The organism is Candidatus Liberibacter sp. (genome assembly GCF_014048425.1).
In the GTDB taxonomy this organism is placed as follows: Bacteria; Pseudomonadota; Alphaproteobacteria; order Rhizobiales; family Rhizobiaceae; genus Liberibacter.
Map to the genome: position 1 here is coordinate 1 of NZ_JACETX010000013.1, position 22,091 is coordinate 22,091.

Consider the following 22,091-nt stretch of genomic DNA (forward strand, 5'->3'; position numbering starts at 1 on the left):
AGTAATAAAAATGATTAAAAATGTCGCTTGGGGTAAATTAGATGTCTTGATCATCGATATGCCTCCAGGAACAGGGGATGTTCAGCTAACTGTTGCTCAGAAATTTTCTCTTTCCGGCGTTGTTATTGTTTCTACTCCGCAAGATGTGGCTTTAATTGACGTAAAAAAAGCAATTTCCATGTTCCAGAAAATGAATGTCCCTATTATTGGTATGATCGAAAATATGAGTTGTTTTATCGCTTCTGATACGGGGAAAAGATATGATATATTTGGTCATGGAGGAGCTCGTATCGCAGCAGAAAAGATCGGAATACCTTTTCTTGAAGAAATCCCCCTTGATATGGATATTAGCATTTCATCAGATTTAGGAGTGCCAATTGCAGCTTATAACCCGAATTCGGATATCTCCGGTTTATATCAAAAAATTTCTGATCGTATCCAGAAATTTCTTCGTGAGGAGAACATAGAGAAATAGAGAATTTGAATTATAGGATTTTTGAAACGATTGATATTGAAAATAACTTTTGATATTGTTTCTTTAAAAGATTATTTGTTTTTATGGACGTATCTTTCTCAATGCTTTGTAGTTTATGCATAGTATTTTTTGTTTAAACATAGGTAAAATTTTAATTGATATTAATGAATATATACGCGTGATATATTTGCAAAGGAAAAATAAGGGAGCAAGATCAATAAATATGGTGATTTTTTTCATTTCATTTTCCGTTTATGAAAAAAATATGCTAAGCACGCATCTTGATTAATCGCGATGTGGTTTTATTAGAGGAATCATTATTTTATAGAGGCTAGTATTTGTTATGGTGAATGCTCGTAGTGCGGATCTTAAGAAGAAGAATAGTCCTCATTTTCTCTATGTTATGTTTGAGTCCATAGGTGTTGTTTATGGAGACATCGGTACCAGTGTTTTATATGCTTTTAAAGAAGCATTAAAAACAATGAATAAAACTTCTTCCGTCGGGCGAATGGAAGTTATTGGTTTGGTATCTTTAATGATTTGGATTCTAACCATCATTGTAACAGTAAAATATGTTTTATTATTTTTAAGAGCTGATAACGACGGTGAAGGAGGTATATTGTCCTTGCTTGCTTTGCTGTTGAAAAAAGTTCAGGAAAAAAAAACACCTATATTGATTGTTTTAGGTTTGGCAGGTGCTTCGCTGTTTATTGGAGACACTATAGTAACCCCTGCGCTTTCTGTTCTTTCGGCTGTGGAGGGGATAAGATATGTCGCTCCTGGATTACATAATTTTGTTGTTCCCATCGCGCTAGGAGTATTGGCTTTATTGTTTTTTTTGCAATCCCATGGAACTGGAGGAATAGCCTGGTTTTTTTCTCCTATTATGGGAATCTGGCTTTTAATGATCACAATATCCGGAATTTTCCATATCTTTGATGATTGGAGTATTCTTTATGCTCTGAATCCTCTATATGCCTTGAAGATGATAGTAAGGGAAGGGGGGATTTCTTTAGTTGTACTAGGTTCGGTTTTTTTAACTATTACAGGAGCTGAAGCTCTTTATGCAGATCTTGGACATTTTGGTCGTCGACCGATTCAATATGCTTGGATGATGATGGTATTTCCTGCTTTGACAATCAACTATCTAGGACAAGGGGCTTTGGTTCTTGCAAATCCTGAGGCTGCAAAAGATCCTTTTTATTTGATGTTTTCGGGATGGTTTTTACCTTTTGCAATTTTTACAGCAACATGCGCGACTGTTATTGCGAGTCAGGCAGTGATTACGGGGGCTTTTTCATTAACGCAACAGGCAATCAATTTAGGTTTTCTCCCTCGGATGAAAGTTTTTTTTACTTCGGAGACATTTAAAGGACAGATATTTTTGCCAAGCGTTAATCGGTTTTTGTTTTTGGGAGTTGTTGCATTTGTAATAGGTTTTGGAAACTCCGAATCTTTGGTTACAGCGTATGGGATTTCTGTGAGTGGAACCATGGTTATTTCCACAATAATGTTTTTCATTTTCTCTCAAGTCTATTGGAAATGGAAACTTTCTAAGACGATACTTTTCTTTCTTCCATTATTATTTATTGAAATAACTTTCTTAGGGGCAAATATGCTCAGATTCTTTGAAGGAGGATATATTCCATTGCTTGTTGCAGTGATGTGTATGGTTATGATGTGGACATGGAGGCGAGGTACAAATCTTTTGTCTACACTCACGCGTCATACAGATATTCCATTGACATCTTTTATTGCTTCGATTGAGCAATCAAATCAGCAATTTTCTGTTCAAGTTCCAGGTACGGCAATTTTTCTTACAAGTATTCCTCAAGCAGTGCCAGCTGCTTTGCTTCAGAATATAAAACATAATTATGTTTTACATGAGAAAAATATCATTTTGACAATTAATACAGCAAATAAGCCACGTGTACCGCAGAAAGAACGTTTTGTTTTCGAGAAAATTTCTGAACGGTTTTTGCGAATAAAATTATTTTTTGGGTATATGGAAGAACAAAATGTTTCTCAAGCACTGGCAGGTTTAAGCAATAATGGTTTAAAATTGGAAATAATGACTACGTCATTCTACTTAGGACGACGAAAATTGGTGCCGACTTCTCGTTCTGGAATGCCTTCTTGGCAAGATCATTTATTTATTATGCTTTTTTCATGTGCAGAAGATCCGTCTGATTATTTTCATTTACCTACAAATCGAGTCGTAGAACTTGTATCGCATGTGAATATTTAGCTATGTAAGTGTTGTTGTTGATGATTAATACTGAATAAGTTTGTTGTACTAGCGTTTTGGCGTATTTCTTGTATCCAAGTCGTTAAAAGTAAAAGATAATAGTGTTCAGTGTTGGCTTTTCTCTAAATGACTTGATAGTGTTTGTAAAAAATAGAACGGATCCTTTTAGGCAACAAAAAAAGCACTAAAGGGATTTTATATCCATTTAGAAATAGAAACAGGGTGTGGATTTTGAGGATAGAAAAAGGGGGATTTGTTAGATTCTCTAATTTTTGCAAACAAGCCGTATTCTAGGACTTCATAACCTTGCAAATTATCTGTCTAGCTTCATTATTATAGGAATATTTTCTATAAAAATGGAGAACCAAAAGAAATTGTATTAATTCTCAGAAGTTTATTTTTTATAAGAAAAATAAATGATTTAAGCCAAGGTGCAACAAAAGGTCAGAATCAGATATTGCAATGGATTATAAAACTGATTGTCTTACCTTTGATGTATTATCTGCTATCATTTTAGCGGTATTATAGGCTGTATTTTAGAGTTATATCATTCACCTATATCCATTTTTATGACCCAAACATTGCCATAAGTTTATGTGGAGTAGAACCAGCATTAACAAATTCTTCTGCGTGGCAAGATAAGATCTTTCTTTTCTTTGTCGGGATCTCATTTTGTAAAACATGGGAAGGAATTTTACTGAATTTTTTCTATGATCCAGGTATCCTATCCTATATAATGGTTTTAGGATTAAGCGTTATTTGGCATTATGTTTGCTCTAGAGGATGAGAATTTCTTCTGATTTTGGAAGAATATTACTCTAAAAAGGGGAGGATATCCCTTTGTATTTTTCTTTGAAGAAGATGACTTTGCGTTATTTCTCAGCAGAAAACATGACATATTTGGAAACCACAACAGCCGGAGCACTAGAAAATCGCAAAATCAATTTTGCATTTCATGGGACATCAGACAGAATAAGAATCCCTTGTTGAAAATCTCAAACAAGACCAGAGGAATGTAGTGCCCCGAACAATCTATTCCAGCCGAACAATTGTTGTTATATTGACACATATAACATGTTTCCATTGTATCGTATACGCCTATATCTTTGCCTGAGTGCAATATATAGAATCAATCAGAGCCAATAGAGAAGATAAAAATTTCTTTTAGCTTTCGGAGATATTTTTTCTACTGCGATTATAAATAATTGATGAATAGATTGATAAGATAATCAAGATAGCACTGCAGGTTCCTGTAAAAATTTCAGGGATATTGCTCACAGTTTGTAAAAACATAACCACAGAAAGCATAAGGATGGCATAGAATGCTCCGTGTTCAAGATATCGGTATTTACCAAGGATTCCTTTTTTAAGAACCAGAAGTGTCATAGAGCGGATGTATACTGCGCCAATTGTGAGTCCAATAATTATGATGAAAAAGTTTTTCGTAAGAGCAAAAGCACTGATAACACCATCAAAAGAAAGGCTCGCATCAATTATTTCAAGATACAGAAAAGTACTAAAACCACTTTTTGCATGTCTTATAATGTTTTTTTGAGAACCATTTGACAGTATATTTTCTAAAAAACTCATGGCATAGAATGCAATGAGAGCCAATATAGAAGAAACAATAAGGACATGCAGATCTTTTGCTGGTAATGCACATGAGATTGCCGAAACAATAAGTAATACGATGAAAATTTTGGATCCTTTAATTCTTGCAAGGAAATTCATGGGAATTTCCAAAAAACGGATCCAGTGAATGTTTTTTTTGGTGTCCAGAAAAAATGCGAGGCTGACCATTATTAAGAATGTGCCGCCAAATCCTGTGATCGATAAATGTGCCTCAGTAATAATTTTCAAGTAATCTTGTGGATGAAAGATAGCGATATTGATCGCTTCAATCGGATTTATTTTTGCACTGATTGAAACGATTAGTATTGGAAATATGACACGCATGCCGAATACAGCTATCAAAATACCCCAAGTCAGAAACCTATTCTGCCAAAGGGGAGACATTTTTTGTAGGCTTTTGGCATTGAGAATAGCATTATCGAAGGAAAGGGAGATTTCTAAAATTGCCAATACGATGCAGATGTATAACACTTTACTCGTACCATATAGGGTTCCAGTTGTTTGCCACCCAATCAAAATGCTGAGTAAAATTCCCACTGCAGTGGTAGCAAAAGCCCATCGAAAATGGCTGAGGCTATTTTTATAAGGGATATCGTTTTTCATCATTATAATAGGATTATCTCAAAAATAGAAATACTATTAAAAAATAGATCTATAAAAAAAAAACATAAAAGAACCCGACGACTCTATCAATAATTTCATAGGATTGCAAATGTTCTTCATGGAATTCTAGAATTGGAAAGAGAAAGAGGTATTCTTTTATAAAAACAATAATATAGGAAAGTAGAAGGTAAAAACAGAATACATCTAGCTATATGAAAAAGATAATCGCTCTCATATAAAATATTTTCCTATCAGAAAACAAAAAGAGGAGATCCTAAACGAATCGTCTCTGAGAAAAAATTATTACTCCAATGAGTCTTTTTGGTTAGCTGAAAATTGGAAAAATCCATGTAAAGACTAAGAATTTCTATAACAACCTGACGCCCAATCACATCATGACGTTTGATACCGCTCTTGCTGCAGAAATGATTTCTTTGCTTGGAGGATGAATGGTACTATGGAAGATTGGCAGTGGGGTATACGGATAGATTTTGAAAAAAGATCTTCAAGAACCCGAGTACATATCCTTTATTCTTTGCGTATCATAAAATCCGTAAGGTAAGGCAAGAAAAAACGATCATGCCTATAGTTTCTATAGCCAAGTATATGGATGGATCACTCAAAAAGAAAGTAACAAGGTGAAAGATCGGGCTGTGTATTTTATCTGTAATAAGGATTTCAAATCAATATCTTTGAAAATATGAGGTTTTGATAAAATATGATAGGATCAATCATACGTTCTGTATGGTTTTTAGTCCTTTGTTTCAAAAATGTAATATAAGAACCAAAAGAAGAGATAAATTTCTTTTTTTATGATCCTATTCATCTGTTATGTCCCTTTCAGAAAGAATTGATCTTTTTTGTTTTGGGCTTCTGGTACACTGATGGTCTTGTGAAAAAGAGAGATTAAAAGGTGCGGGATTGATATGAAGAACATGTAGGAAAATAGACAATGTTCGATTCAGGTTTTGGGGACAGTTCAGTCTTTGTTTTAGGGGTAGGAGGTTATTATGCTTATGCAAAATTTTCCGCCATTTATTTTATTTCGTGATGATTGGACAAGTGAGAGTTTGCTCTTTTCCGATCCAATTGAGGTTATTTGTGCTAGAAATGAACAGGAGTTTTATTCAGCTTTTCCGCGCTTGGAACAGGCTCGTTTACAGGGGAAATGGCTTGCTGGCTATCTCTCTTATGAAGCAGGTTTTTTTCTTGAAAAAAGTTTAAGACATCTTGCTCAATTTGATCAAAGAATCCCCTTGCTTTGTTTTGGAGTCTTTGATTCTCCCCCTTCTTCAGATCCCTCTTTAATCTTTCGTTCTTCGTCTTCAAAAGAGTTTTTGCTTGATCCGCGAGTATCGTGGAACTTTGAAACATATCGACAAAAATTCCAAGAGTTGTATCAAGAATTACGTTGCGGTAATTGTTATCAAGGAAACTTGACTTTTCCGATTACTGCCAACTGGTCCGGTGATCCTTTAAGTGCCTTTTGGTCGTTAATTGCACGGCAACCGGTGCGATATGGTAGCTTTGTATCTTTGGAAGGTCCTATTGTCCTATCTCGTTCACCGGAATTATTTTTTCACATAAACGAACAAGGTTGGATCGAGACACGTCCTATGAAAGGTACAATGCCTCGTGGATTGAATCCTTTAGAAGACCAAAAACTTATTGATACTTTACGAAATGACTCTAAAAATCTAACTGAGAATCGCATGATCGTTGACCTGTTACGCAACGATCTATCACGTATTTCTACAACCGGCACAGTCAAAACGCTCAATTTATTTGAAATAGAAAGCTATACAACCGTACATCAAATGGTCAGCACTATTTGCGGGAAATTAATAAAGGATTTATCTCTCAAGGAGATATTTTCTGCATTATTTCCCTGTGGATCAATTACAGGAGTCCCAAAAATTCAAACAATGAAAATCATACAAAGACTAGAACAAATGCCTCGTGGCATCTATTGCGGCGCCATCGGTTTCATTGCCCCGTCGTCCGTTATGCGTTTTTCGGTTGCTATTCGTACTATAAGCCTTTTTCGGGACAATCAAGCTGTCCTTAATGTTGGTGGAGCTATAACTTATGATTCTACTGCTCAATCTGAATACGAAGAATGTCTTCTAAAAAGTCGTTTCGCCTCAGAAAATGTTACCAATCTCTCTTGTTCACTATAAAACAGGAAAGCTTGTCCGCCTTAAACTAAAATTCTACCTTTAAAATCCCTCCTATACAATACCATAACGTTTTAATAATCTCAGATATGGATCGTAGCTCTCCGTCTGTCGCATATATGCCCTTTGAAAAAGAGCAGCAATCTCAGATTTATAAAAATATTATCCCACAAGGATAAGAACCGAATTAAGTTATTTATCATTTATTATCAATGATTTAATTTCCTATAACCCTTCTCTTCTTGACAATACCGTTCCTATACTAGAACCCTAAAATAACCCTATAGATGAGAAAAAGAGCAAGACAAAAGCTTGTCCCCTTTCATTAATGTGAAGCTACACCAATTTTTCCTCTCGTCAAGAATCTTCCGATCTTCATGTTCCAGCAGATCCCAGTTCGCCTTTAGGGACTCGGTTGGATCTCTCCTTTATCCCCCTGGTCGGGAGAAGAAAGAAGAAAGCGAATTGCTCGAAGATCCCTGATCTCCTTTGTCTCCTTTAAGACCTTGAAGACCTTGATCGCCCTTATCGCCTTTTGGACCCTGCAATCCTTGGCTGCCTTTGTCTCCTTTAAGACCTTGATCTCCCTTAGGTCCCGGAGGTCCCGGATCTCCTTTAATCCCGGATGAGGATGCTCTTGCTTTCAAATCGTTTATTTCATTTAGAATATTTTTGATAACGCTTGCATATTTTTCATCAATTGTTTCCTGAGGATCAGCGCCACACGATGTTAAAGACAAAAAACACACTGTAGTCATTAAAACAGTATAGTATTTAGAATTCACCATAACTATATTTTCCCTCTCTAGAGATATTAAATCTCACAATTGTCAAATTCAAAAATTGCAAATTAATATAGAAGATATGCCAAGTAATGATTTTTAGTTGTCGTATAAGTTGTATATAAACTTTATTCATACATCAAATAATATGCAAATTATTATTAAAGATAAGAGCCGTAACGGGTCAAAATCGAGGATATTTTTTTTGATCATATAGAAGATGGGTGGATCACAATCCAAAATAGCGTTGTTATCGGGAAAAATCATGAGAACCTAGTATCCACTTGGGATACTTATTTTCGGAGTATGACCTTTAATCTTAGCTATTTTTACCGGCGTATTCGATTTATGCTTTTTTCTCGCTTTTTGAATTCCATTCAGGAGGTTTAATATCTCAATAGTTCTCTTATCTTTGAGATATTAAATGATCTCTTTGAATACGATAGGGATAAAATGGGGCACAAACCTCATTGAGCTTTAATGTCTTCAAGATATTTCAGCTGTTGTTTAATGCTCTCAAGGGTTCTATCTTTTTCTTGCTTCATGGATTCTACATCCATTTTAAGAGCGTTAGTGTTTTTATCGTTTTCTTCTAGCGGGCGTTTAAATACAGGGTTGAAATGCTTTGATGCGTATAGAGAGAGGATTATCATTGTCAAGACACGAAAACACAATCTACATTAGTAAAAAATCAACAAATTGATTAAGCAGAATGGTTGAACAACATTAAAAGCCATCTCACAAAAATCAAAAATCGCACTTATGCTGAAGTCGATTTAATGATAGAATTGCGCAATATATTTATAGAGGGCAATAAAAACCACAGTCAACAAGATTTCACAATCCATAGCTTTCAATATCGATATCATTGCGATTTAACAGAAGAGCAGACCACTAGAGGTTTGATAAGCAGAGCCGCATCAAATGCACATTAGAAATGCCTCTGTTTTAAAAATTAATTGCTTTTATTATTTGTTTTTTACAATATAACATTGATTTTAAAGTGTTTTTTAAAAAAAACTATATTTTTCATTTTTTTTTGCAAGTAGAATAAGCGTACTTGATGCTAATTTTTTTGTTTGTATACCTCGGATAAATTTCTGTTTTTCTTTTTGACAACCGGGGATAAATTTTTGTCATCTTTCATTTGATCAATTTGAGCATAATCATAAATAGCCATCAACTCTACATGCTTTTAAGTTGTATTTTGTCGTTAAAATTGCATCCGATTTTCGCAATCCATGAGTGCTAAATTTAAAGATTTACAGCTTCTGAACGATTGTAGAGGATTTTATCATAAATCATTGTCAGAAAATCAGTTATGTAAAAAATGACAGATTGTTTCCCTGGATATTTTTCTTGTATTGATAACGGACATATATAATGAGATATGTATACAATCCAAAAGAGAAGTTCATTGCATACATCAAATTTCTGACAATACCATCATCATATGATATGTCAGAATGCGTTGAACCAATTTATCAATATCTACGAAAAATCTTTTCCCTTGGCATTCCACACAGACTAATAATGTATTTTTTTCAAACAAGATTTCGGTCATGGATAGGAAATATTCTTTACGGCTGGACGCACTGAAAAACTCCTTTATATTAAGGATTGATAAAAGTAATTTTAATCTTTGTTTTGACGACAAATTATCTTCTTAAAATATTGTTAAGGTAGCACTTATCTCACCCTTTAGATGACATAAGCGAGAATCGTCAAAAAAGATATAAGTATGAGGTTTAAGTAGGGAAAACACCAATATTAAGCTTGCATCTAGCGCTAATACTTTATTCTTTACGCAAACGAGTGCTTGCAAATTAAAATGTTTCTGCAAAATCTCTATTTTATTTTCCATTTATTATTAAGCAAGAACTATTATATATTTATTGCTCAATATTAAAGGAAACAATTGATTGACTCGTTCTCTTAAATATTTTCTTGGAATCTGGTTGCGGTATGATAAAAATATAGATGATTTTTCTTCTCGTTCATTTACGGTCGTCTTCTCTATTGCATTCACATTTTTGATGATAATCATCAGCTTTGTGGCAAATCTTTTCTTATTCTATATGGGGTTTACGCCATTTTATGGAGTAGAATCTTTCTTCATTGAGAATATATCACTCATAGTTGTCGGTGTGATAATATCATTAATATTGGGATATATAGCTGGAGTTATCCTGAAAGAATTATTGCTTTCCTATAGTAGAATTTCTAAATTGAATCGGGTTGATTGCCTTTCAGGATTACTCAATCACTCTGCTTTTATCTCAAGCCTCAAACATTCCTATAGTACAAAAGTATCAATTATTTTCTTCGATATTGATTTCTTTAAGAATATTAATGACAATTTTGGACATCCTGTAGGAGATAGGGTTATAGCTTTTTTATCGGATCATTTAGGGCATATATTTGATAAACCTATGCTTGTTGGACGATTGGGTGGAGAAGAATTTGCTGTAGCTGCTTTGGGATATTCAGAAAAAGAGGCGGCAATTCTAGCTGAGAATCTGCGAAATATTATAGAAAAATCCAGCATACAAATTTCTTTCGAGCAATCCATACACATAACAATTTCAGCAGGCGTAGCAGAACGTTATACTAAAGAACCGGTTGCGACAGCAGTTCACCGCGCAGATCAAGCCTTATATGCTGCTAAAAAATCTGGACGTAACCGTGTCGTCTGTTTCAGTGATATGTAGAAAATGCGTTATGCCTCAGTAGGAAAATATGACATAAAAAAAAGCGATAGAATCAGATCCAAATATCATATCAATCCTATAAAATTCACTCTTAGGACAATATTGCTATCATCAAAAAATGAATGAATTTGCGAGATGATAAAGGCAAGATTGATAATATTGATAATTTAGGTAAGCGTTGAGCGCGTTCTCATATTAGTGGTTTCTCTATTCTATCCATATTCTTTGGACATCACCTTACGAGTTCTGTTCGGTTATGATGCGAAGAAAGATAAAAATAAAGAAAAGTATTGCTCAGGATCAAGTTGCACGGTCATTTGTGATCTCTGAAAAGTCTGTTTGGCACAGTGATTCTTTGGCGGAAAATTGTTTTTCAAACGGGGATCATGAATCAAATTTCCTTTTATGTACTGCTCAATTCGCTTCTTTTGAAACTTTGCGTCTTTCTACAAGAATCATTCGATCTCTATTCCTTGCCATAGGATGATTCTGAGATAAAACAGCGCCTGTTCCAGATGGAATGAAGTGACCAAGAGTGACGTTTTTTTTTTTTCTTTAAGTCTCTCTAGCATATCAACTTTTCCAGCAAGGGAATCTTCAGTGAGAGTCTTCGTTGTTTCTTGGAAAGAAGTGGACGATTACAGCATTAATTTGCTTTTTAAATTCATATTATGCAATGAGGCGTTTTAGGAAAAAGTCAAATGATATTGAGCTTCTTTGTTGCCGTAAGTCCGTGTCCTTGAGGTCCTCATGAAGGAAATCACGGCACTCTTCATCCCTTGCCCATCAAACAGGATGCTTGGAGAGCGTTTTTAAAGTACGCAATCCATCAGGATTCTTGCCGTAAAGCTCAGATCTGGATGACGAGGCTTTACGGCGTTTTTTGGCAAAATCCCATAGACAATGTATCTTGCAAAGAAATATCACATAGTCCGTAATGTCTTATCCCAGAACTTCAGAACAGTTAGATTAGATTATACCTTATATATTTCAGCTTCTTTGCTGTGGCTCTGCCTTAGCAGGATCGATATCACGTCCGATTTCATCTTTCATATAAGCAAGATCTATAAAATGGTCAGCTTGGCGACGCAACTGATCTGAAACCATAGCAGGATTTGAGAGTACTGTTGAAACAATGGTGATTTTTTTAGATCTTCTTTGAAGGGCGCCTACCAATGTTGTAAAGTCGCCATCCCCAGAAAATATAATGAGATGATCAACACCTTCGGATTGTTCAAATGCATCGACGGCTAATTCAAGATCCATGCTTGCTTTTATTTTTCTTCGCCCGAAGGAATCTACAAATTCTTTGGCATTTTTTGTAACTACTTTGTATCCATTGTAGCACAACCAATCAAGCAGAGGATGCAGTGGCGAATACTGCTGCTCCGCATCTTCAACGATAGCGGTATAGTAGTAAGCTCGCCATACATGGGCGCGTGATTCGAATGCTTTTAGAAGCTTTCGATAATCAATATCAAATCCCAAAGCTTTGGAGGAGGCGTATAAATTGGCGCCATCAATAAAAAGGGCAACTTTTTCACGAGAATTGAACATTTTAATTTTCCACCTAGATTCCAGTTAAATGCAAAATATAAATTTTCCATACTGATAAAATCTTTTTTCTATATATAAACTTACAAATAAAACAAATAGAAGGTTTTAGAAATTTTTCCATTCGCCTTAAACGGGTATTAACAGATGTTGTTTATTAAAAATATTTACAAGGTGCAAGACAAGTATGATACGTATAGCTAACTTATCATTAAAAACTTGAAACTTATGTCTATTTGTTGTACGTTATGAACATATTTTTGGATTTTCTGGATTTTTCTGGATTTTTTGAGGTTTTTATGGCGCGTGTTACAGTAGAAGATTGTATTGATAAAGTACAGAATAGGTTTGAGCTTGTCCTCCTTGCGAGTCATCGTGCACGACTTATATCTCAGGGTGCACAGATTACGGTCAGTCGGGACAATGATAAGAATACAGTGGTTGCATTGCGTGAAATTGCAGATGGAACTTTGTCTCCTGACGATCTTAAAGAAGATATGATACACTCTCTCCAGAATAATGTTGAGGTTGATGAACCTGATTCTGGTTTTGCGGATTGTGGTCCTTATGAACAGTCTTCAGAGAATGCTTCTCCTCCTGCTTCTGTCGCGTTTAGAGAACTGTCCGAGGAAGAACTTATATCTGGTATTAATGGCATAGTTACTCCGGATAAGAGGGATGATTTTTAGGTTTTTCGTTTTGTTTTAGATTGAGTTTCTATTATAGATTTCTTTTATATGGGCGTTTTCTTGTTCTGAGAGCGTCTCTTTTGAAGGGTGTGCATTGAGAGATTATGCTAAGACGGTATGAGCTTTTAGAGCGTGTGCAGTCTTATGATCCTGGTTTTGATAGCGATCTTCTAAATAAGGCGTATGTCTATGCTTCAAAGAAGCATCGTGAGCAAAAACGTGCAAGCGGAGATCCCTATATTTCTCATCCCATTCAGGTTGCAGCTATTCTGGCGGATATGCATCTGGATCAGACTACTATAATAGTAGCTTTATTGCATGATACAATTGAGGATACTACAGCTACCCGGGCTGAAATAGATTCCCTTTTTGGTACAGAAATTGGCTATTTGGTTGAAGGTTTGACGAAGGTCAATAAGTTTGAGCGCTTGTCCTTCGAAACCCGACAAGCTGAGAATCTACGAAAATTATTTTTGGCAATTTGTGAGGATGTTCGGATTTTGCTCGTAAAGTTAGCAGATCGTCTCCATAATATGCGCACTCTTTGTCATGTTCCTTCCGATAAGCGTTTATTGATTTCTAAAGAAACAATGGACATATATGCCCCTTTAGCTGGGCGTATAGGTATGCAGGATATGCGAGAGGAGTTGGAGGAACTTGCCTTTAGCCATATCAATCCCAAAGCATATAAAGCATTATCTGTCCGTTTAGATAAAATGTCAAAGCGTAATGGAGAGCTGATTATAAAGATTGAGAAAGAATTGAAAGATCTTTTGTCTCAAAATGGAATTGAAAACGCATCTGTCAAAGGAAGACAAAAGAGGATATATTCCATTTCCCATAAAATGCAAATGAAATCTCTGTCTTTTGAGCAATTATCCGATGTTTATGGATTTCGCATCGTTGTAGACAATATACCAACCTGTTACCAGATTTTGGGGATTGTGCATACTCGCTGGCCTGTTGTTCCGGGTTATTTCAAAGATTATATATCAACGATGAAGCAAAATGGATATCGTTCTATCCATACGACAATTGTTGGTCCGTCATATCAACGGATAGAATTGCAGATTCGTACGAAAGCAATGGATACCATTGCTGAATATGGAGTTGCTGCTCATGCTCTTTATAAAGATGGTAGAACTAAAGAAGACATTCAAACACTTTCATCAGAGGTAGATGTCTATTCTTGGCTTCGTCGGACCATTCGTTCTTTGGCAGAAGAATATAACTCTGAAGATTTTTTGCAAAACACCAAGATGGAATTGTTTCAGGAGCAGGTTTTTTGTTTTACTCCGAAGGGAAGGTTGATTGCTTTACCTCGCAGTGCTAATCCGATTGATTTTGCTTATGCCGTGCATACAGATATCGGGAATAGTTGTGTCGGCGCCAAAATTAACGGAAAAGTTATGGCGTTGGTGACCAAGCTGAAAAGTGGGGATGAGGTGGAAATCATTTGCTCATCCGAAAAATCTCCACCTATTGCTTGGGAAAGGATCGTTGTTACGGGTAAGGCACGCTCTGCTATTCGCCGTTCTGCACAACTTGCAATTCGCAAACAGTATTTTAATTTTGGAAAATTTATTCTTGAATCTGATTTTAAACGGTTTGGGAAACAGTTTGTTTGCCAGGATTTAAAGCCGATTTTGGGTCAATTTGGAAAGGAAAAAGAGGAGGATATAGTTGCGGCTATAGGAAGAGGGGAAATCACATCTAAAGATGTATTGTTAGCGCTTTTTGAGGACTTTAGGAAAAAGAAAGATATCATTTCTGTTCACGAGAAAAAAGTTTCCGTGAGAAAAGACAATTCTTCCAAAACGTTGTTATTGATAGATAACGAAAATCCTCTTATGGAACCCGGAATTCTTCCGATAAGAGGAATTCCGGAAGATGTAAAATATATTTCCTGTTTAAAGGGAGCGATTCCTGGCGATCAAATTATTGCATTGATGCAGAATGACCATTCTATCGCAATATATCCTACAAAATCTTTTTCTTTGCAAAAGCAAAAAGAGAAACAGCATTGCTGGATAGATTTATGCTGGGATCCGGAAAGAAGTATTTTTTATAATTTTGTTATATCTATCAGATTGGATATTGTTAATCAGCCTGGTAGTTTGAACATTGTATTAAAAGTGTTTTTTGATTTAGGAATAAATGTTCGGACAATTTCTGTTATCAGGATTTTGAAAGATTTTACAAGCATAAACATTGAATTAGAAGTCTCACATGTTGAAATATTGAATCTGCTTATTGAAAATATTGCTGAACTTGACTGCATTTCAACTGTATATCGCGTTTTTGAATAAGCATTTGTTATTACATCATTTTTATATGCATTTTGCTTTTTGGGCGGGTTTTGGATTACCAGATTTTTTGAAGCTTTGTTATACAGGGCTGTTAGTATTTTCTATTGATATCTGTAAGGTAAGCGACTTATAGAAGGCAAAAAACCAGATTTTTTCTTATCAGGCTTTGCTTAGTTGTTTCTGGTAAATGTTTATGTGGAAGATCCAAGTTGTAGAAAAAACGATTGCTATTGATTGAATCTTCAAGATTTTTTTTCCCATTCTGGATATCAATTTTTTGCCGCCAGATATGCATCTAGAAATTGTACTGATACTTATTGAGTATTCATAAGGTGGGGTTTTGACTTCGCGTAACGAATAGAGCATGCCATAGCATAGCATCCTACATCCTAGATTAGATATATAGCGATCTGAGCGTATCTTTTCTGAGTGTTTTTCCTTCTGCTAAACAAGCTGCAATTAAATTCGTAATCGTTTGCGATTTTTCCGTTCCTAGAGGTTCTGCAATTACAATATTCTTACCATTTAATACATCAACCATTACACTATTCTGCGAACTATCTGCGTCTATTACAAGAGTCATATTGATCCTTTTCCATTGCAAGAAAGCTATATATCCAGATAATCATTCTGAAAGTTTAAGATTAATACGTAAGAACTCTGCACTCTTGGATATGGGAAAGAGCAGAGATACTCTCTTGCGAAATGTCTTGTATAAATCATGACTTTTCACGACAGAAACGACATGTCTTTTCGTCAGGGCTGAAGTCATTAAGCGTTAAGGTTTCTTTATTTTTCTCTAAAGCTAGTTTTCCTTGATTGAAAAGATCGTCGGGGCTAGATTCCATTCTTGAATGTGACGACCATATTTAATGCGGAGCTGAATGATAGCCAGTATTAATGAGTTTGATCTTCCATATTTTGAGGCAAATTCCTCCAACGCACCGCACGCATAAAGCATCAATTGTGGATTTTCGTGCGGATTTACGAAAACCCCGTTCCATAATTGGCAATACAAAACCTTTTCAAATTTTGTATTGAGATCCTCTGTATTGTTAAGGACTTGCTCAGAAAGTCTTGGATTCTAGAGTGTATTTCTCTTTTAAATCTTGTGATTTTTCTGATCTTCTGAAAGCTACTTCCCAAACATTCAACGCTAGGAAAACATCAGAATCCAGCAGTAGCACAATACCCGGAATTAGTCGCTGTGCCTATATTGATGCCTTCCTCTAACATTTGATATGGTAGAAGAGTGCGTGGCAAATATGTCTATAGATGTTAATCTTGAAAAATTAAAAGCGATTTCCAATGATAAAAAAATCTAGATCTGGTTCATGGTTCATGGTTCATGGTTCATGGTTCATGGTTCATAGCTTAGATATCGCTGACCTTTTAACAAAGGTTTTTACAAAGAATAAAAAGAGAAGATGGTATGAGCCATGCTTTCAAAATATATTTCAAAGAATTACAGGATAAATATCACTCTCTTCAGAGAGCCAATAACACAACTTTGCAGTCTCTCAGATAGAATGCAAAGTTAAGATGCATACAACTATCGTCCAGAAATCATGAGGATGGAAGGGCAGAAAAAGGATATACTTTGGCTTATTCTTTTTCCTGTCTATATAGCGGAAGATGACTAGTATCTTATACTTTAGTCGTCATAGAAGAATATATGGGAGTTGATATTTCTGTTGGACATGCTTTTAAATTTCTTCAAAAGCATAGATATTGCGATATACAGATCCATTTTTTTGCTATGATCCCATATAAGAAATGGTATCATTTATTTGTTTATTATGCTTTTTTCATGTGCAGAAGATCCGTCTGATGACTTTCATTGGCTTATAAATCGAGTCCGTGGAACTCGTATTATATGTGAATATTGAGCTAGGTGAGTGTTGTTGTTGATTATGAATACTGAATAAGTTTGTTGTATGAGCGTTTTTGGCGTATTGCCTATATCCAAATCGTTAAAAATTCGTGGTATACTATAGTGGTCAGTGGTCAGTGGTCAGTGGTCAGTGGTCAGTGGTCAGTGGTCAGTGGTCAGTGGTCAGTCCAAAAGATAGGTTCTTATAGGATATATCAATAGATTCATTCTTTACTGGAGAGAAAAGTATGCTTCCCATAAAAAGTGAATTATTAAGCAGGATATTGAGAAGATCTAGTTTAGAGTGATGTTGTATGATGATTTTTTCGTGTTGTTATAAGAATTATGCATTTTCAATATTTGAGTTTGATTGAGGACCTCTTAGACATCGCGTATTTTTAGATTTTCTTTAGTACCTGAAAGTGATATGAGGGGGGAGGGTATATCCCTGTCTATTTTTTTTTTGATAGGATGTCTTCGTGAAGGGATGCTGTTCGATATGATTATAGGTATAGGCAGTGATATCGTTAATATTCAGCGTATTGAAGAGACGTTGCGGAATTTTGGGGAAAGATTTGCATTGCGCTGTTTTGCTCAGTCGGAACGTGAAGATTGTGATTGTTCTCCAAAACCCGTTTTTTCGTATGCAAAACGCTTCGCTGCAAAGGAAGCCTGTTCTAAAGCGTTAGGTACGGGAATAGAACACGGTGTTTCTTGGAAAGATATGGTAGTTACTAATCTTCCTAGCGGAAAGCCATGTATGTTGATATCGGGAAGAGCTTCCGAAAAGTTGTTGTCTCTTATTCCATATGGTAGTGAACCAATTATTCATTTAACAATGAGCGATGATTTTCCTTTTGCCCAGGCATTTGTAGTCATAGAAAGTTGTTCTAGAAGATCCTCCTAGATTTTCTTGGGAGAATTAACATTGTTATTTTCATAAGAATAGTAGATATTGACCGTAGATGAATAGATATGTGGATATATAAAAGGCATCGTCTTTTCTTATTGGAAAATGCAGCATGAATTTTGTCGTAAGATCCTCATGGATTTTTTGGGGAATGGACATTGTTATTTTTATAAGAGTAGTAGATATTGACTGTGGATGAATAGATATGTGGATACATAAAAAGCATCGTCTTTTCTTGTGGGAAAATGCAAAAGAAATTTTATCATATTGGCCGTATTTGTTGCTTTTCGTTTTTATTCGCGCCTTTCTCTTTCAGCCGTCTAGTATTCCTAGTGGCTCTATGATTCCAACGCTTTTGGTCGGAGATCATTTGATCGTCAACAAGTTCTCCTATGGTTATTCAAAATACTCCTTGCCTTTTTCTTATAATCTTTTTAACGGACGTTTCTTTAACCAGAAACCTGAGCGCGGAGATATCGTTGTATTTCGCTTACCAAGAGATCCAACAATAGATTATGTGAAGCGATTAATAGGTCTTCCAGGCGATAGAGTGTCTCTCAAAAAGGGCGTTGTATATATTAATGATGTAGCAGTGTCGCGTCATCCCGATGGAACGTTTCCTTATCAGTATAAAGCCGTCTGGAGCGAAAATATACCCGCTTTCCGAGAGGCTTTAAGTAATGGAGTTTCCTATAAAGTGCTCTCGTGGCCATTTTCGCCTAATAATAATACTTCGGAATTTCTTGTGCCCGAAGGTCATTATTTCATGATGGGGGATAACCGCGATAACTCTATTGATAGTCGTTTTGTAGATGTTGGTTTCGTTCCAGAAGAAAATTTGATAGGTCGAGCTAGTATAGTTCTTTTTTCAATTGCAAATAATACTCCTTTTTATAAAATATGGCTCTCTATTCCAAATATCCGATGGGATAGGTTTTTTAAGGTTTTATGATGTTTTCTAATATAAGCGCAAAGATAGAGAAGCAGATAGGTTATGTTTTTACCAACAAAAACTTGCTTAAAACGGCAATGACGCACTCAGGCATTTGTCAGTCTCCAGAGGGAAATTACCAACGGTTAGAGTTCTTAGGGGATCGGGTTCTTGGATTATTGGTTGCACAATTATTGTATCACAATTTTGATTCGTCTAAAGTGGGTGAACTTGCAATTCGTTACGATCATCTTGTAGGTAGAGAGGTTTGTGCTCAGATAACAAGGGACTTAAAACTTCATAAGTTTATGCTTGTAAACAGAGATTTTGGAAGGGGAATTTGTAATAGTTTGCCTATTCAATCTGATCTTATAGAAAGCTTGATTTCTGCGATTTATCTTGATGGCGGGTTAGAGGCTGCGAATTGTTTTGTCGAAAAAAATTGGAAAAGCCGTGCTCTTTCTCTTAAGCTGGGAGAATTTCATCGTGAGCCTAAAAGCGTATTACAATCGTGGGTACAAGTGAATTTTGGAAATATCCTCCCAATATATAAGGTGACTTCCCGTTCCGGACCAGATCATGATCCGTATTTTACGGTTGTCGTAGAGATTCCTGGTCTTTTGCCTGGAACAGGGATGGATCGTTCAAAGCGAGGTGCTGAGAAAATAGCTGCTATAGAGGTTTTGAAACGTGAGGGTATTTGGAAAGAATGATCACAGAACGAATGGATGGTGGGTATTATTTTTTCGGATAAGGATAGCAGTCTGATTCCATTTCAGACTCGTTCGGGGTGTGTGGCATTGGTTGGGGCGACTAATGCTGGAAAATCTACGCTTGTTAATCGATTTGTTGGCGCCAAAGTTTCAATTGTAACACATAAGGTGCAGACAACGCGTTGGATCGTACGAGGTATTGTTTCAGAAAAAGACACTCAAGTGGTGTTTTTGGATACTCCTGGAATTTTTGAGGCAAAAAATTCGTATCAAAAGCTTATGGTAAAATCATCTTGGAGTACGATAAAAAATGCAGACATAGTTTTTCTCGTTGTTGATAGTCAGCGTGGTCTGACACCTGCTATTCATGCTCTTCTTCAAGAAATAGGAAAACGCTCTGATCGTCTGGTTCTGATTCTTAACAAAATTGATTGTGTTAAACCTGAGCGTTTACTTGAACAAACCAAGATAGCAAATGAATTGGTTGTAATAGAAAAAACTTTTATGATCTCTGCTACAAAAGGCTATGGTTGTGGAGATGTCATGGATTATGTGCATTCTGCTCTACCTCTAGGTCCTTGGATTTATCCTGAAGATCAGATTTCCGATCTTTCTATGTCTCAATTTGCCGCGGAAATCACGCGTGAAAAATTATTTTTACATCTGCATGAGGAGATACCATACGCATCTTATGTTGCAACCGAGAAATGGGAAGAAAGAAAAGATGGTTCGGTATTGATACGACAGGTAATTTATGTGAGGCGTATAAATCAGAAAAAGATCGTTCTTGGTAAGAATGGACAAAGTATTAAGACCATTTCTCTTGCAGCTAAAAAAGAGATATCAGAGCTTATAGAGAAGCCTATCCATATTTTTATTTTTGTTAAAGTTCAAAAAGACTGGGACAATGATTCACGATGCCTTACACAAGTAGGGGTAGAGTTATAGGAAGTGAAGAGTATTTTCCGGTAGTGTGATAAAGAATATCTTCTAATCTGGTTTTATAAAGATATTGAGGAAAGATATGCCTTTTTGGGAAGATGTTTTTTCTTTTCATGGTGAAATTTTCGCACTTACTTTTGAGGCTTATTTTGTTTTGGGATGGAAACCATCTTATGAAACGCAATGGAGACCATCTTATGAAACGCAAATGTCTTGCTATTGTTCTTGCTGCTGGTAATGGCAGGCGCATGAATTCTTCTTTTTCCAAGGTCCTGCATAAAGTGGCTGGAAAGCCTATGATTACCCACGTTATGGAGACGATAGCTATGGCGGATATTAGTGATGTCGCCTTAGTACTTGGTGATTATGTTGAATCTGTTATGTGTGCTGCTCGTAAAAAAGAACTTTCCATTGAGTGTTTTACGCAGGATATACGTCAAGGCACTGCACATGCCGTTCTTTCTGCTAAATCCGCTATAGAGAGGGGTTATGATGATGTGATTGTCATGTATGGCGATGTGCCACTTATCTCAAGTCGTACGCTACAAAAAGCTCTTGATAAGATTACAGAAGGCTTTTCTATTTCTGTTATTGGTTTCAAGACAGATAATCCACAAAATTATGGACGTCTACTGACAGAAGGTGATGAACTAATCTCTATTCGTGAAGAAAAAGATGCTAGTGATGAGGAGAAAAAAATTCGTTATTGTAACAGCGGATTAATGGCTATTAATGGTTTGCACATTCTGGATTGGCTTTCGAAAATAAAAAAGAATGATAAAACTCAGGAATATTATTTGACGGATATTATTGAAATAGCACGATCTTGCGGTGGAAGTGTTACGAGTATTGAGGTTGAAGAAGAAGAAGTTTCTGGCTGTAATAATCGTTATGAACTTTCTATCATTGAAAACACTTGGCAGTCGCATTGCCGTCGCAAGATGTTGTTATCTGGTGTTACGATGGTTGTTCCCGAAACCGTTTTTTTATCGCACGATACATGCATTGAGCCAGATACGGTGATAGAACCTCATGTGGTATTTGGATGTGGTGTTACCGTAGAAAGGTCTGTGCGAATAAGGTCATTCTCATATTTAGAAGGAGTTCATATTTCTGCAGGTGCCTTAATTGGACCCTTTGCGCGCTTGAGAGAAGGTTCAAAAATAGGACAAAATGCACGAATAGGCAATTTTTGTGAAATCAAAAAAACGATTGTTGGAGAGGGGAGTAAGATCAATCACCTTAGCTATCTTGGTGATAGTTCGATAGGCACAAATGTTAATATAGGAGCGGGTTCTATTACTTGTAATTATGATGGTCTTCATAAATATCAGACGATAATAGGAGACGAATCTTTTATAGGTTCAAATTCCTCTCTTGTTGCCCCCATTTCTATAGGATCAGGTTCTTATATAGCTTCTGGAAGTGTTGTCACAGAAAACACTCCAAAAGATTCACTGGTATTTGGCAGGGCTCGTCAGGTTACAAAGGAAAAAAAGATCTCCCCGATACAGGGAAAAAAATCCTAGATATTTGGCAGGG

Annotated in this window: 18 protein-coding genes; 13 read left to right on the forward strand and 5 right to left on the reverse strand. The window is 36.0% G+C overall.

The annotated features are described in order from the left end of the window. On the forward strand, nucleotides 1–475 hold a 475-nt coding region (locus tag H0G72_RS02410; protein ID WP_182017201.1), incomplete at its 5' end, for a P-loop NTPase. A 346-nt stretch (nucleotides 476–821) separates the two neighbouring features. After that, on the forward strand, nucleotides 822–2,723 hold the full coding sequence (locus H0G72_RS02415) for a potassium transporter Kup (protein ID WP_409049315.1): 1,902 nt from the start codon (nucleotides 822–824) through the stop codon (nucleotides 2,721–2,723). Between the two features lie 1,164 nt (nucleotides 2,724–3,887). Here the strand turns inward: H0G72_RS02415 and H0G72_RS02420 are convergent. Beyond that, nucleotides 3,888–4,958: a DUF475 domain-containing protein gene (locus H0G72_RS02420; RefSeq protein WP_182017219.1), complete on the reverse strand. Its 1,071-nt coding sequence runs from the start codon at nucleotides 4,956–4,958 to the stop codon at nucleotides 3,888–3,890. A gap of 1,016 nt (nucleotides 4,959–5,974) precedes the next feature. Between H0G72_RS02420 and H0G72_RS02425 the strand changes: the two genes are divergently transcribed. Beyond that, nucleotides 5,975–7,138 carry an aminodeoxychorismate synthase component I gene (locus H0G72_RS02425; RefSeq protein WP_182017203.1) on the forward strand — a complete coding sequence of 388 codons (1,164 nt, stop codon included), beginning with the start codon at nucleotides 5,975–5,977 and terminating at the stop codon, nucleotides 7,136–7,138. Nucleotides 7,139–7,563: 425 nt separating this feature from the next. Here the strand turns inward: H0G72_RS02425 and H0G72_RS02430 are convergent, their stop codons facing one another. Beyond that, the gene (locus H0G72_RS02430; protein ID WP_182017204.1) at nucleotides 7,564–7,923 is read right to left on the reverse strand and encodes a hypothetical protein; all 360 of its coding nucleotides are present in this window, start codon (nucleotides 7,921–7,923) and stop codon (nucleotides 7,564–7,566) included. Nucleotides 7,924–9,839: 1,916 nt separating this feature from the next. Between H0G72_RS02430 and H0G72_RS02435 the strand changes: the two genes are divergently transcribed. Continuing rightward, on the forward strand, nucleotides 9,840–10,628 hold the full coding sequence (locus H0G72_RS02435) for a GGDEF domain-containing protein (RefSeq protein WP_182017205.1): 789 nt from the start codon (nucleotides 9,840–9,842) through the stop codon (nucleotides 10,626–10,628). Between the two features lie 256 nt (nucleotides 10,629–10,884). After that, complete coding sequence (locus H0G72_RS02440) at nucleotides 10,885–11,115, forward strand: hypothetical protein (RefSeq protein ID WP_182017206.1); 231 nt, start codon at nucleotides 10,885–10,887, stop codon at nucleotides 11,113–11,115. A gap of 503 nt (nucleotides 11,116–11,618) precedes the next feature. Here H0G72_RS02440 and H0G72_RS02445 read toward each other — a convergent pair. Beyond that, nucleotides 11,619–12,185 (reverse strand): LabA-like NYN domain-containing protein, encoded by a 567-nt coding sequence (locus H0G72_RS02445; protein ID WP_182017207.1) that lies wholly within the window; start codon nucleotides 12,183–12,185, stop codon nucleotides 11,619–11,621. A 296-nt stretch (nucleotides 12,186–12,481) separates the two neighbouring features. Here H0G72_RS02445 and rpoZ point away from each other — a divergent pair, with 296 nt between their 5' ends. Continuing rightward, nucleotides 12,482–12,871: a DNA-directed RNA polymerase subunit omega gene (rpoZ, locus tag H0G72_RS02450; RefSeq protein ID WP_182017220.1), complete on the forward strand. Its 390-nt coding sequence runs from the start codon at nucleotides 12,482–12,484 to the stop codon at nucleotides 12,869–12,871. Nucleotides 12,872–12,975: 104 nt separating this feature from the next. Continuing rightward, nucleotides 12,976–15,180 carry a RelA/SpoT family protein gene (locus H0G72_RS02455; RefSeq protein ID WP_182017208.1) on the forward strand — a complete coding sequence of 735 codons (2,205 nt, stop codon included), beginning with the start codon at nucleotides 12,976–12,978 and terminating at the stop codon, nucleotides 15,178–15,180. A 394-nt stretch (nucleotides 15,181–15,574) separates the two neighbouring features. Here H0G72_RS02455 and H0G72_RS02460 read toward each other — a convergent pair whose 3' ends face one another. Together H0G72_RS02460 and H0G72_RS06420 are read right to left on the reverse strand one after the other, a co-directional pair. Then, entirely contained in the window at nucleotides 15,575–15,763 is a 189-nt protein-coding gene (locus tag H0G72_RS02460) for a DEAD/DEAH box helicase family protein (RefSeq protein WP_182017209.1), read from the reverse strand. 222 nt (nucleotides 15,764–15,985) lie between these two features. After that, nucleotides 15,986–16,198 carry a DUF2800 domain-containing protein gene (locus H0G72_RS06420; RefSeq protein WP_409049314.1) on the reverse strand — a complete coding sequence of 71 codons (213 nt, stop codon included), beginning with the start codon at nucleotides 16,196–16,198 and terminating at the stop codon, nucleotides 15,986–15,988. 912 nt (nucleotides 16,199–17,110) lie between these two features. On the opposite strand from H0G72_RS06420, the gene H0G72_RS02470 reads away from it, so the two are divergent. The 6 genes from H0G72_RS02470 (at nucleotide 17,111) to glmU (ending at nucleotide 22,078) form a co-directional block, all read left to right on the forward strand. Beyond that, a complete protein-coding gene (locus tag H0G72_RS02470; protein WP_182017223.1) occupies nucleotides 17,111–17,275 on the forward strand; it encodes a hypothetical protein in 165 nt (54 codons plus the stop codon). A 277-nt stretch (nucleotides 17,276–17,552) separates the two neighbouring features. Then, nucleotides 17,553–17,960, forward strand: coding sequence for a holo-ACP synthase (acpS, locus tag H0G72_RS02475; protein WP_182017211.1), 408 nt, complete (start codon nucleotides 17,553–17,555; stop codon nucleotides 17,958–17,960). Nucleotides 17,961–18,168: 208 nt separating this feature from the next. Next, nucleotides 18,169–18,915, forward strand: a complete 747-nt coding sequence (gene lepB, locus H0G72_RS02480; RefSeq protein ID WP_182017212.1) for a signal peptidase I — start codon at nucleotides 18,169–18,171, stop codon at nucleotides 18,913–18,915. Further along, complete coding sequence (rnc, locus tag H0G72_RS02485) at nucleotides 18,912–19,607, forward strand: ribonuclease III (protein ID WP_182017213.1); 696 nt, start codon at nucleotides 18,912–18,914, stop codon at nucleotides 19,605–19,607. The genes lepB and rnc overlap by 4 nt, the downstream gene beginning before the upstream one ends. A 15-nt stretch (nucleotides 19,608–19,622) precedes the next feature. Further along, a complete protein-coding gene (era, locus tag H0G72_RS02490) occupies nucleotides 19,623–20,555 on the forward strand; it encodes a GTPase Era (protein ID WP_182017214.1) in 933 nt (310 codons plus the stop codon). A 191-nt stretch (nucleotides 20,556–20,746) separates the two neighbouring features. After that, nucleotides 20,747–22,078, forward strand: a complete 1,332-nt coding sequence (glmU, locus tag H0G72_RS02495; protein ID WP_182017221.1) for a bifunctional UDP-N-acetylglucosamine diphosphorylase/glucosamine-1-phosphate N-acetyltransferase GlmU — start codon at nucleotides 20,747–20,749, stop codon at nucleotides 22,076–22,078. The last annotated feature ends 13 nt before the right edge of the window (nucleotides 22,079–22,091 follow it).